This window comes from Tractidigestivibacter sp., assembly GCF_057241865.1.
Map to the genome: position 1 here is coordinate 24,999 of NZ_DBHHPX010000009.1, position 13,567 is coordinate 38,565.

Consider the following 13,567-nt stretch of genomic DNA (forward strand, 5'->3'; position numbering starts at 1 on the left):
TTCTATTCTAGCATACCATGCGCATGCGGAGGAGACGGGCTTAGTTCTCCGAGAAGGGACTCCACATTGAGCCGTCTGCTGGCATCCCGCCTGGTCCGGGCCGACCTCCCTGGCCATGCCTTCCGCCACGGGCTTCCGACTGGTCGACGGCAAGCCCACCCGTGAGCGAGAGGTCTCGCAGGAGATTGAGGACCTCACGCATATCACGCTCGCGATCCCGGGGTGCGGCGGGGGCAGCGCTTCCCCCCTCACGAGCGTCGGGCTCAGCATCCGGAACCGCCGGTACGCCCACGGCCTCCTGCACGGCCTGCGCAATTGCCTGGTCCAGGTCATCCCCCAGGGAGATGGTGCCACCGATGCCCTCGCCCGTGCGCTCCGCCCTGGTTCGAGCGTGATCGCGCCACACCATGCCAAGCGGCCACGGGACGTCCTCCAGCGTGCGAGACGATGCGACGATCACGGGTCCACAAGCCATGCGTGCTGGCTCGCACGAGGCAAGGCGGTCGAGAATGGCCGCAACCACCTGGGGATGTCCGCCGTCCTCGGCAATGTCAGAGAGGGGGCGGCCCCACTCAAGGCTGCTCGCGAGCACGTAGTCGACAAAGTCGAGACGAGACTCAGGCGTAGGCCCGCATCCCTCGATGCCGGGGATGGATGGGACTTCAAAAGCGTGGCGAGCAGTGCGCGAGACGACCGGTGAGATGGTGTTTCTCATGTGCACAAGCTCGAGCACGGCATAGCGGTAGATGTCGCCCAAGGGCGCAAGCCCCGCAGGCATGAGGGAGCCGGGCGCAACCTCAAGCGCGAGCGCCGTCTTGTCGAGGTTCGAGAGGGGCATGGCGCCCTCCTCACGCGCCAGCGCGACAAGATGCGCCTGCGCAAGGTCTTGCGCAAGGGCCCGGTCGGGCGAGAGGGCAGCCATCGGAAGCTCTCGGACAGGTAGCCTGAGGTTCTCGACAAGCTCGCGCGCAGATGCATCGAGCCCGTCGCTGGAGCCGGTCACGAGCAGTGCGTGGACGTTGGTGGGGCCAAGGGCATCGGTGGCCAGAGTCGCCACGGCGCAGGAGTCAAGCGTGCCATCCACCAGCACGGCTGCCTGGGTAAAGCCCATCTGCGAGAGGGACTCGGAAAGCCCCTGCGCAAGCGCGTTCCAGGCGATGAGCGGGCGGTCGTAGACCTCAGGGTTAAGCGGATGCTCCAAGGGCTCATCGAGGCCTGGGTCAACATCTGCGATAAGCAAGTCCTCCTCGAAGGAAGGCGACTGCGCAGCAAGCTCGCCCAAGGGCGTGAGGACAAAGCTCGATCCGGTAAACACCTGCATGCCGTAGGTTCCGAGCGACCCTACGCCCACAATCCAGGCGCCAGTTGCCGCGGCGTCATCCATGAAGCGACCCTCGGCCACCGAGGCGCCCATGGCAGACGACGGGTCATCCATGGCAAACCCATAGCCGTCGAGGTAGAGCACCACATCGACGTCAAAGTCATAGTCGTCGAAGTCGTTGAGGTCATCAAAGGAGAAGGCAAGCCCAAAGTGGACACCACCCAGCTCGAAGACGGGGAGGTCTGGCTGGGGCCCGTCTACATCCTCCTGGGCATCATCTGAGTGCTGCCCCGCCCGGAGCACCGCAGACGAGCGTAGAAGCGCCGAGAGTTTGAGCGGCGTAAGCTCGCCGTCGTGCACGAGGATGGCCTCGGGGGCAGGGGCTCCATCGGCATCTGAGAGGACCGGCACGATGCAGGGGCACGGAGCCTCCTCGGAAATCTTAACCAGGGCCTCTGCAAGGTCGAGCAGAAGCCCCTCCTGGCTGGGTGGATCAATGGGCCAGGTGCCCAGGAGGGCTGCCGCCGGAAACACCACAAGCTGCGCTCCTTCGCCCGCAGCTCGCTTCGCAAGTTCAACCATGCGCTCTGCCGTACGCTCGAGCTCGCCTGCCGTGGTCCTCATCTGGGCAACCGCGATTTTCATGCTTAAGCCTTCCCCCTGCCTGACAAACCTGCTGTTGATTGTATCCCCGCTCTGCTTGCTCATAGCGCACAGAGATAAGCGTGCCGCCCCGGCGCTGCCGAGGCGGCACGACAAGCCTTGCCGATTGAAGGTTACGTATGAGCCCTAGAGCTCGGCCTTCCAAAGGCCATGGAGGTTGCAGTACGCATAAACGGTAGCCTTCTTGCTCTCACCGAGGTGGAAACGAGCCTCGGGTGCATCGCCCGGCTTGAGGTAGCGGATGACGACCTTGTCATCATCGGCGAAGATCAGCCACTCGATGTAGTGCTCCTCGGTCATGGGGTGCTCGACGGAGCCAATGCGTACAACAAGGCGGTCGCCCTCGACGGTCAGGGCGGGAACGTGCTTCTCAACAGCCGCGTCGGTGGTGTTGGCGACGAGCTCCTCCATGGGCTCGCCGCAGCACACGGGCGTGGGGCCGCCATCGACAACCTTAACGACGATATTGCCACAGTGCTTGCAGCGATAGATCTTGACGTCCGCCATATGGCATCCTCTCCTAGTCTTGACGTCTTGCAAAGTCGACGCCAGTGTATGCGACCACATTAGGGGCCGCTGCTGCTTGTATTTTCTCCAATCGCATGGCAATCCATGCATGCGTTAAATGTTATTTTTAAACCTACATATTAGACACGCACAACATGGAGCGGGCATGCCCCGAGGGCCCAAGGTGCGTCTGCGGCCAAAGGCTGGAGGCTGCCGTTACGCCACCTTCACGTGGCCCGATCTGCCGACAAGGTCGATGATCTCGGTCATGAGGACCATGTTGTGCGCGTCGATGCGTGTGGGAAGCTCCATGCGCATGACATCACCCGACGCACTCTCCACGCGCAGCTCAACGCGATCGAGACCAGGATAGCGCCCGAGGATCTCGCCGAGGTTGTCCATGCGACCGCGCGTGAGAAGGTTGGCCGGCATGTTTATCTCGAGGACCTTGGGTCGGTTGGTCTTGTCGTTAAGCTCGAGCGGCTCGATGGAAGAGCAGATCAGCTGGTCTCCGCGGTCGCCACGCTCCAGGCGCCCCGTAACCTTGATAAAGATGTCACCGGTTCTCTCGCCGGTCTCGGGGTCAACCTCACCGGCAAGTGTGGCAGCACACTCCTTGTAGGCCTTGGGAAATACCACCAGCGTGGTCTCGGCCTCCATGTCCTCAAGGGTGACGATGGCCATGGCGTCGCCCTTCTTGGTGGTCTTTTTCTGGACTGACGTGGCCATGCCGGCAAGGTGGATGGGCTTGTCCTCGGAAACCTTGAAGCGCTCCATGGTGGCACCGGTCTCAGGGTCGGTGTACTCCTCGGAGACCGAGAGGTCTGCGATGGTGTAGTCGCGTGCCTTGGCCAGCGCGTACGCGTACGGACGCAACGGGTGGTCGGAGACGTAGATGCCCAAGACGTCATGCTCCTGCGCAAGCTTGATGTGACGGTCCCATTCCACGCCATCGGGTGCGGGAACCTCGTCCTGGAAGCCCGAGCCCGCTATGTCGCCAAACATGTCGAACATCGAGAACTGCCCCACCGCACGCTCCTTCTGGCGACGAGCCGCAGCGTCGATGATGTTCTCGGGGTTGTTCTTGTCGACGAAGTGCATGAGCTGCATGCGGGTGTATCCCGTGGAGTCGAAGGCACCCGCCTTGATGAGGGACTCGACCACGCGTCGGTTAGCCTGGGAGCCGTCCACGCGCTCGCAGAAGTCGTGGAGGTTCTTGAAGGGGCCATGGGCATCACGCTCGGCCATGACGCACTCGCCCACGCCTTCGCCCACGCCACGGATGCCAGCGAAGCCAAAGCGGACGCCTTCCGCGGTTGCCGTGAAGTCCTTGCCGGACTCGTTGATGTCGGGCGGCAGGATCTGGATGCCCTCGCGACGGCAGCTCGTGACGTAGTGCACGATCTTGTCGGTCTTGCCCATGTAGGAGGTGAGGACCGACGCCATGTACTCGCGCGGGAAGTAGGCTTTCAACCAGGCGGTCTGCATAACTAGGATGGCATAGCCGGCGGAGTGCGACTTGTTGAAGGCATAGGAGGCAAACTCGAGGACATTCTCCCAGATTTCCTGCGCCACCTCGCGCTTGTAGCCGTTGGCCTCGGCGCCGTTCATCCAGTGGTCGTAGATCGTCTCGTCCGCGCCGTTGCCCTCCCAGTGGAAGACTTGGTCGGTAAGCATCTTGATCTTTTTCTTGGCCACCGGCTTGCGCATGCGCGAGTCAGACTCGCCAGCCGTGAACCCCGACATCTTCATCGAAATCTGCATGACCTGCTCCTGGTAGACCATGGTGCCGTAGGTCTCCTCCAGGATGGGCTTCAGACGTTCGTCGTAGTACGAGATCCTCTCCTGGCCATGCATGCGCTTGATGTAGCTGTCGACCATGCCGGCACCCAGAGGGCCCGGGCGGTAGAGGGCGATAAGGGCGACGATCTGCTTGTATGCGTCGGGCTGCATGTTCTTGATCGTGGCGGTCATGCCCGCAGACTCGACCTGGAAGACGCCTGCCGTGTGTCCCTTGCCCAAAAGCTCGTAGATCTTGGGGTCGGAGAAGTCGACCTTGTCCACGTCGATGTCGACGCAGGTAGCCCCTGGCTTGATGCAGGCACGAACCGCAGGCGGCATGCGGTCGATGTCTGCGGCGTTGGGGTATGAGTGACGAATGTTGGCAAGTGCCTTGTTGATGACCGTGAGCGTGCGCAGGCCGAGAAAGTCCATCTTGAGCAGGCCCATGTCCGCGACGGAGTGGCCCTCGTACTGAGTGATGGTGACGTTGCCCTTAGTGTCGAGCTTGGTGGGAACGTGGTCGGTTACGGGTGTAGGCGCGATGAGCGTGGCGCAGGCGTGCACGCCCTCGCCACGCATGAAGCCCTCGATGGAGAGGGCGGCGTCGATGATGCGGCGGGCGTCGGAATCCTTGTTGTAGGCGTCCTCGAAGTCGGGCGAGTACTGGTCGGGCTTCCTCTCGTTCTTGTGAAGGGCGTTGGCAAGCTGGAGCTTTGGGTCGTTCGAGAGCATCTTCGAGAGCTGCTGGCCCTTGTAGACGGGAAAGCCCAGGACTCGGTTGGCATCGTTGATGGCCTGCTTGGCCTTGATGGTCGAGTAGGTGATGACCTTGCAGACGTGGTCCTCGCCGTAGACGTCGCGCACGTGCTGCAGAACGTCCTGCAGGTGCTCATCGTCGAAGTCCATATCGATATCGGGCATCTCGGAGCGCTGGGTCGAGAGGAACCTCTCGAACATGAGGCCGTTTTCGAGCGGGTCGAAGTTCGTGATGTTCATGGCATACGCAACGATGGCGCCGGCCGCCGAACCGCGACCCGGGCCCACGCCGATGCCATTGTCCTTGGCCCACTGGACGTAGTCCTGCACGATGAGGAAGTAGTTCGCGAAGCCCTTCTCGGTGATGACCTTGTACTCGTGCTCGAAGCGGTCACGCACGTTCCAACCGCCAATCGTGAGGTCACGCCAGTTATCGCCGTAGCGCTTGGCGAGGCCCTTCTCGCACTCCTCGCGGAAGCGCTCGTCTGCGGTCTCCCCCGGGCGAAGGCCAGGGTACTCGGGCAGGTACATGTGGGTCCAGTCAAGCTCGTAGTTGCACTTGTCGGCGATCTCGAGCGTGGTGTCGCAGGCCTCGGGGCACCAGGAGAAGAGTGCGCGCATTTCCTCCTCGGACTTCATGTAGAACTCAAGGCTCTCCATGCGCATGCGGTTGGGGTCATCGAGCGTTGTGGCCTTGCCAATGCACGAGAGGATGTCCTGCGTAGACGCGTCCTCGCGCGTGAGGTAGTGAAAGTCGTTGGTGGCGACCACCTTGACGCCCATCTCGTGTGCCATCTTGACCAGGTATTCGTCGAGCTTGCGATCGTTCCAGCCGTTGCGGAAGGTAAGGTCGTGGTCCTGGATCTCGATGTAGAAGTCATCGCCAAAGATGTCGTGGAAGGTCTCGGCCCACCTGCGCGCGCCGTCAAAGTCGCCATCAATGACACGCTGGGGAATGATGCCCTGCACGCAGGCGCTCTGGCAGATGAGACCCTCGTGGTACTCCTTGAGCATGCTGAGCGTGGTGCGCGGACGGTAGTACATCATCTCGTGGCCTGCAGCCTTGGACATGCACTTCACGAGGTTGTGGTAGCCCGTCTCGTTCTTGGCGAGAAGGATGAGGTGGTAGCGACGCTGCTTGGTGCCGCGCTCGATGCAGTCATCGGCGATGAAGTAGGCCTCGCAGCCAAAGATGGGCTTCACCTTGAGGCGCGGGCGGTTTGCCTGGACCGCGGCTAGGTCATGGCCAGATGACTCCCACACCGCAACGTCGCTTGCCCACTGGTCATGGACGCGGTCGAAGTAGCCTGCCTCGTCTGCGTCAGGATCTGGCTCCTCAAGCCCCCAACCCTTCCCGAAGCACTCGACGTCGTGGCGCCACTGCTTCATGTTGGCTTGGACGTCGTTGTACTTGCGGCACTCCAGGTCGAGGTTGGGGATGCCAAACATGTAGCCATGGTCTGTGAGGGCAACGGCAGGCATCCCCTCGTCGACGGCACGCTTGACCATGCTAGGGATGGGCGTTGCTCCATCGAGAATCGAGAAGTCCGAGTGGTTGTGTAGGTGAACGAATGCCATGTGTTCTCCATGCTGGCGACGCGTAGCTGTTGGGCAAAGCATAGCAGAACCCCCGTGTGGAAGGCCTTGGCCTATACCCCATCTGACCTGTAGCTATGACGTTCCTGCAGGTAGAAATGAAGCAGAGGCTCCACACGCTGTTCGGTTTGGCAGCTCGCGCCTTGGTGCGCTACCCCATGCGTGGGGGATGCCCTTCGTCGAACTCGTAGGACACGACCACGGGCTCGCCGGGCACGTCGGGACGCTCGAGCTCCACGCACGCAAAGCGACAGCTCACCGACGAGAAGCCGAGCCCCATGAGGACGTACGCGTAGAAGTTGGCCTGCATCTCGTGGCGCTGGGAGAGGGCCTGCGCGCCCAGCCCGCGGTCGCCCGTCTTGTAGTCCACGAGAAATGCATGGTCAGAGCCGGGGTCTGTGGCGAGAAGGTCGATGGCGCCCTCGACGTAGCCTCCGTAGGCGGAGTCCACGCGCCTGAAGAAGGGAACCTCCGCACGCACGAGCGCATGCGAGAGTGCCTCCTGGCGCACATCCGAGCCCCACCAGCGCGCAAGGGCCTCGTCGAGCCGGGCGGAAGCCCTCTCAGAAAGGTGCCAGAGGCGCTTTGCAGCCGCAATGCGCCCAGGTTCTGGGAAACGGCCGGTCTCGACCATTGCCTGGGCAAGCCCGTGGAAGGCGGAGCCCAGTCCCGTGGCCTTGTCGGCATCCCCCACCACGGGAGCGCCCTCCCGCTCTGCCTCGCGTTTGGGGCGCGTGGGAAGGGCGGAGGTGCCCGTGGTGGCGGGCCCCTCACCATCGTGCGCAACCATACGTGTAGCAGAGAAGTCCCCAGGCAGCTGCTCGTGTACGCTCGAGTAGCTAAAGACGCCCGCACGCGGACGCCACATGCCTGTGGCGGGAGCCGCGGGGTCCGGATCCGGCAAGACAAGCGAGAAGCCCGGGGGCTCCGGCGCCTCGACGGTGGCACCTATGCCTGTGACCTCGTCCGTGGTCGCAAGCGTGCCGTCAAAGAAGCTGCCGGCCGAGTCGAGCGTGGCGCCCTTCCCCGAGCCCGTCTCGCAGGGCTTGAGCGAGACGCAGCGAAGACGTCCAGGCTCGCTGCCACCGTACTCGAAGGGGCTCTCGCCCGGGGCTGGGGTCGCCGTCCCCAGAATCGCCTCGAGGGCGCCTGCGGCGAGTTCCGGGGAGGGGCCGCTCGAGGACAGCTTCACGCCCACGCCCAAGACCACCGCCTCGCGCGCACGGGTGAGCGCCACGTAGAGCAGGCGGGTCTTCTCGGCAGCCTCTTGCTCTACGCTTTTCTCAGAAAGCGAGAGGAGCCACTCCGCCATGCTGTGGGGGTTCTCACCGGCAGTGAGGTCCTTGGGCACTTTGAGCCCCTTGGGCTTCACGACAACGCCGCGTCGGCGCTCGTCCACGCATCCCGTGACCACAGGGCCCGAGGAGCCGGGACCCCTCCAGCACTCCGCGATGGCCACGACGGGAAACTCGAGGCCCTTGGATGCGTGTACGGTCATGATCTGCACCTGGTTGGACGTGCCACCGGCAAGCGATGCCGGGGGTACCTTGGAGGCCTTGAGCCAGATGTCGAACTCGGTGGCGGCACGCGCCGGACCAAGGCCCAGGTCCTGCGTAAGCTCGCGGATGTAGCGCACCGCGGCAAGGACGTTTGCCTCCTGGGCAAGGCCGTCTGTGCCAGCAGCCTCCAGGCGGCGCAGCCACCCGGACTCCCGCACCACCTGCAGGCAGACGTCTGCCACGGGGTGCTTGCGCAGCGCCAGCCGGGCACGGGCGAGAACATCGTGCGCCGCCTTGAGCCTGGGAGATGGCTCGGCCCCGCCATAGAGATCCAAGGTCTGGATTCCCCGGTCTATGGCTCGCTTGGCGGGAGCGTCGACCATGTCTTGCCTGCGCGTTCCCAGCTGCACGAAGTCGTTGGCGTCAAGCTCGAACATGGGCGAGGCGAGGAGCGGGAAGAGGCCGGACTGGGTGTCATGGGGGTTGGCCAGGGTATGGAGCAGCGCGGCCATGACCTTGGCCTCGTCGGTTTTCGTGAAGGTCGAGCCCCCTGTGACCACACACTCAAGCCCATGCGAGCGAAGGGCATCGATATAGAGCCCTGCATTGCCAGTTGCGCCAAGGAGCAGTGCCATGTCTGACGGGCTCTGGCCCGCCGCCGCATAGGCAGCGAGACGATCGGCTATCTGGGCTGCGCACGTTGCGGAGGCAAGCGCCGACACACCCCATTTGGCAAGCGTCACCTCGACGTCCACGCGCGGCAGGGGGCGGGCGCGGTAGCCGTCCGCGCGCGTGGGATTGGGCTCCAGATGCATGAAGCCATTGACCACACCGCTGGGGCCACCGCACACGGCATCCACGAACGAGAGGACGTCTGCGTGGCTGCGGTAGTTGACGTCCAGGCGCACGTGGTCTTCCTGCGGGACCTCCACGCCACGCGCGCGGAACACTCCCACGTCTGCGCCACGGAAGCGATAGATGCTCTGCTGGGCGTCGCCCACCGTGGTGAGATGGCTCGCACCGTCACCAGAAAGAAGCGTGATGAGCTCAAGCTGCCTGGCATCGGTGTCCTGTGACTCGTCGACCATCACGAGCCTGAAGCGCCCACGATAGTCGGAGGCCACAACGGGGTTGTCGCGCACGGCATGCAAGGCCAGAGAGATGAGGTCGTCGTTGTCGAGGACCGACTTCTCGCGCTTGAGCCCAAGGGCGCGATCGTCTACCCGACGCGCCAGGTCGATAAGGGCATCCGCCAGCGGCGCATTGCCCGCAAGCGCAACCTCGAGCCTTGCCTCCCCCAGGGCACGGCGCGCCTCGAGGACAAACTCCCTCATCCCCTTTGCCCGCACGTCAGGGACCTTTACGCCTCCGAGCGCAGTCTGGGCCGCTTCCGGGGTGCGCTCGCCCGGAGGGGCCGAGAGGAACGCGTCGAGCGACCCCAGGCTCCCCATGGCCGTATCCCGTGCCGTGCGCGAGATGCCGGGCTGCGCGCCTATCGTGCCGATGGCCTCCCTCAATCGCAAGATCGAGCCCTCGACGTCCGGCTCTCCCACGGAGAGAAGCGAGTCGAAGCCGTCCGGGGCGGAGTGGGCAGCCCCAACCACATCCGAGACCATGGCCACCATGCCGTAGGGCCTGGACCCACTGAGAGTACCGTAGCCGTATTCCTCGAACGCGCGCCCGAGCACCGGACTGGCACGGTCGTGGCTTGCCGATCCCACGACCTCCTCCGTTGCCTGCTCGACAAGGGCCAGCGCCTCGTTGGTGCCTGCGACCTTGAACGATGGGTCTATCCCCAAGTCAAGCGCATGGCGCCTCAGGATGCGCGAACACATCCCATGGATGGTGCTGATCCACGCCGAGTCCACCATGAGGGCCTGCTCGCGCATGCCCGCCTGGCGCAGCGTCGAGCGGACGCGCTCCTTGATCTCACGTGCGGCAGCGTCGGTGAAGGTGATGACCAAAACCTGGTCGAGGCTGTCTGCAAAGGGGCCGCCATCCTTGCCGGAGCCGGGCGAGAGGGCCCATGCTATCCTGCGCGTGAGGGTGAAGGTTTTGCCGGAGCCGGCTCCCGCCTCGACAAAGACGGGGCGATCGAGCGTCGAGACGATCTGGAGCTGCCGCTCGTTCAGGGTTGAGAGGTCTATGCCTGCCATTAGGAGAGCCTCCTCTCGCAGTTCAACACCGGGCAGTAGGAGCATGCGGCGGCATCAAGCGGGTCTGCCTCGACGTCTCCGTCGAGGAGCTGCGCGACCTTCTCGGCAATCGCCGCCTCGGTGGCGTCGAGAAATGCTTCCATGCCGTACTCGTCCTCGATGCCGTAGGAATTGCTGCTGCCAACCGCATAGGCATCAAGGGAGTCCCTTCTCAGGGGGGCATGGCTTCCCAGCACGCGGTCGAGCGAGTCGTCGAGGATGGCCCCGCCCACGGCATGGCTTCCGCGGGTTCCCAAATACACCGCCGCCCTCACCTTGAGCTCCGGGTGCATGTGGCGCACTACCTGACCGTAGATGAGTGACTGTACGCGGCGCGGAAGCCCGTAGGGGGCCACGCGCTGCTCGTCCGTCCCACCGCTGGGTGCATCCCCCACATGCACGGGGGTTACGCCGTATTCCCTGGCAAAGCCGCTGGGGGCCTTGTGCTTGTAGTCGATGACCACCGCCTGCTGGTGGGCGTCGATGTCCACGCGGTCGATGGTGCCGCAGATCCAGGCGCCCGCATACTCCACCGGCTCGTCCTGCGTGCCAAAGTCCCACTCGAAGAAGCGCGGCTCATAGCCCACAAAGAGGCCCGCCTCGTAGTCGAGCGCGCTCGTAAGGTCGCGCCGCAACTGCGCAAGCTGTCCTTCGTCTGCGGAGGTGTGCGGAACGAATGCCTGGTAGCGACTGCGCTTGCCCTGTCGTAGGCTCTGGTGGTGCAGGTGCTCCTCAAGCTCGGCGAGAAGCACCTCGTGCGCATGGGCAAGACCCTCTGGATCGCCCTCGAGCACGCGGGATCCGGGCAGCATGACCCAGGGGTCGAGATGCTCCCCCTCGGCTACGCCCACGCGCTCGCGCGCCTCGGCAAGAAGCCGCAAGTGGGTGACCTCGAGCACGCGGTGCGCAAAGGTACCCATCTCCATGGGGCCAAAGCCGGCATCGGAGTCCTGCAGGTGCAGGCGCCGCAGGCTGAACCACTTGTAGGGGCACTCGAGATACGATTCGATCTGCGAGGCCGAGAGGAGCGGCTTTCCCTCGACAAGATCGGCCCTGCCTGTGGGCGGGACTACCACGAGTGCAGCGTTGGCGCCGGAGATGATGCCAGCGGGAGAGGGATTGCTGGTGCCGGCAGCGGCCATGCCGAGCCCTCCCGTGCTCAGGTTGGCGTCTGCCTGGTTCTCACCCAGCGAGCGCACCACAAGGCCCTTGTCCTTCCCGGTGCCATCTCCCCCATAGCATGAGAGGAGCTCGGTGAGCATGACGGCTGGATAACAGGTACTGCCCGCGGCGTCAACGCCACAGCGCTCCACTACTACACGCTCGCGGGGCACGCGCAGCATGCGCCAGAAGGTCGAGCGCTCGCGGGCCGCAGGGTCTCTTTGGGGCTCGATGCTCAGGCGCACGAGAAGTGCCGAGAGAACATCGTCTCCGGTGCCGATGGGCCACTCGGTGGAAGTCATGGAGCACGAGATGAGCGCGTCTGCCGAGAGGGGCACCAATCCGGCGGCACGAGCGCGGTCGCATATCCTGCATCGGCAGGCGCCGTCTCTTGTCCAAGCGCCCGGACGCACGACGACACTCGTCTGGGACATGGCCTGCTCGCAGAGCTCTACCAGCTTGGAGAGGGAAACGTGATCTGGCACGTTGGGATCTGCCGTAACCCCCAGCTCCTTGAGCGTGCCCGCGATTGCCAAGACCCCCTCCAGAATGGCGATGGCTCGGGCGTCCGCCAGACGGTTGTGCTCTGGGGCGATGGGGGCAAGCTCGAGGCCGGCCTCATCGGGGACAAGGTCTGCCGGGGCGGACTCGCCGGCCTGCAGGTAGGGCGCAAGAAGCCTTGATGCCGCAGAGCCCATGCGCCCACGCAGGAGGAGCTCACGCGTGGCCGCGGCCACGGGTGCGCTCGTGGCCCTGGGGTTTTGGAGCGCGGCAAGGACGTCTGCGGGGGTGAGCAGGCGGTCCCCCCGCCATGCCCTGTCGAGGGAGAGGGCGCGCTCGGTGGGTACGTATGCGATGTCCTGTCGCAGGAAGTCCACAAGGCTGCACGGGGGCCACCAGGCCATGTCACCCAGGATGACAAGCTCGCCCTCCGGGGTGTCCTTGGGTGCGGGCCACGATGCCGCAAGCTCGGATAGCTGGGCCACGGACTGGGCAAACTCGAGGAAGGCCCTGCCTGCCTCGAGCTGGTCCATGCGGGAGCTCAGCTCTGCCTCGCAGGCTATGCCACGCGCGAAGAGCTTGGGAGAAAGCTCGCGCCACGCGCGCTCGGCGTCCGCAGCGACGATGACCACCTCGTGCGCGCCGGCCTGGGCAAGCTCGACCACGCGAGACGCGACGAGCTCCGCCTCGGCGAGGGGGCCGGCAGGCGCGAGGACCTCCACCGCACCGGTAGGTTCAACGTCAGAGTCGGTGCCAAAGATCGAACGAACCACCCGCTGGAGCTCTGGGACCCTTCTCGCATGCGTCTCAGGGGCCACGCGTTGCGGCCCCTCATGGGCAACCTCGACATCACGCGCAATGACGCCCCGTTCGACCAGCGCGACGGTTTCCTGCTGCCCAGCCAGCGCCGCATCGTTTCCCGACTGCGCCACGATGGCAAGCTCACCCGCGCAGGCAAGGTCAACCAGGAGCTCGCGCACGGCACGCGACTCCTGGCCCAGGCCCGCCGCCACAACGCAGCCCGGCCCAGCCACGCCCCGTGCCATGGCATCGACGACCTGCGACATTGCCTCGGACTGCTCGATGTAGCCCGCCTCGTGGATGACGCGTGCGTAGTCCCCGGCAAGCGCCATAACGCCAACCTCGGCATCGGTGAGGCCGACCGCATGGCAGGCAAGTTCGTCCGGCTCTCCCGCAGAATCAATTGGGAGCCAGGGCAACGCGTCGCGTACAAGGGCCGAGAGGAGATTGACCGTTCCGGCGTTCAGGGCGACACCCCTGCGACGGCCCTCTGGTGCCTGGGAAATTGCCTGCTGGACGGCAATGGTTCTGGTGAGGGCCTCGACCACATGGGTCCCGTTGCCCCATACCTCCCAGCGCTCCTTGGTCCATGCGGCAGGAGTGGTCACGGTCACGCCAAGGGAGAGTGTCGGGTATGAGGAGAGCTCCTTTTGTGCCACGAGCTGATCTGCGAAGCTCGGGACAAGAAGGGTTGCCGCGCCACGAGCGGCAAGCCCCTCCTCCAGACGCGCGCGGACCTCCGCGCTTGCCAGGAACTCCTCTACTGTAGTCGCGATGTGCAGCAT

5 protein-coding genes are annotated in these 13,567 nt (G+C 64.6%); all 5 read right to left on the reverse strand.

The annotated features are described in order from the left end of the window. Nucleotides 1-40 precede the first annotated feature (40 nt). The gene (locus ACO59D_RS04450; protein ID WP_485125936.1) at nt 41-1,966 is read right to left on the reverse strand and encodes a nitrilase-related carbon-nitrogen hydrolase; all 1,926 of its coding nucleotides are present in this window, start codon (nt 1,964-1,966) and stop codon (nt 41-43) included. A 144-nt stretch (nt 1,967-2,110) separates the two neighbouring features. Next, the gene (locus tag ACO59D_RS04455; RefSeq protein WP_130812319.1) at nt 2,111-2,491 is read right to left on the reverse strand and encodes a desulfoferrodoxin family protein; all 381 of its coding nucleotides are present in this window, start codon (nt 2,489-2,491) and stop codon (nt 2,111-2,113) included. A 216-nt stretch (nt 2,492-2,707) separates the two neighbouring features. Beyond that, nucleotides 2,708-6,607, reverse strand: a complete 3,900-nt coding sequence (dnaE, locus tag ACO59D_RS04460) for a DNA polymerase III subunit alpha (RefSeq protein WP_485125937.1) — start codon at nt 6,605-6,607, stop codon at nt 2,708-2,710. Between the two features lie 169 nt (nt 6,608-6,776). Then, nucleotides 6,777-10,280, reverse strand: a complete 3,504-nt coding sequence (locus ACO59D_RS04465; protein ID WP_485125938.1) for a UvrD-helicase domain-containing protein — start codon at nt 10,278-10,280, stop codon at nt 6,777-6,779. After that, entirely contained in the window at nt 10,280-13,567 is a 3,288-nt protein-coding gene (locus tag ACO59D_RS04470; protein WP_485125939.1) for a PD-(D/E)XK nuclease family protein, read from the reverse strand. Before ACO59D_RS04470 ends, ACO59D_RS04465 begins: the two co-directional genes overlap by 1 nt.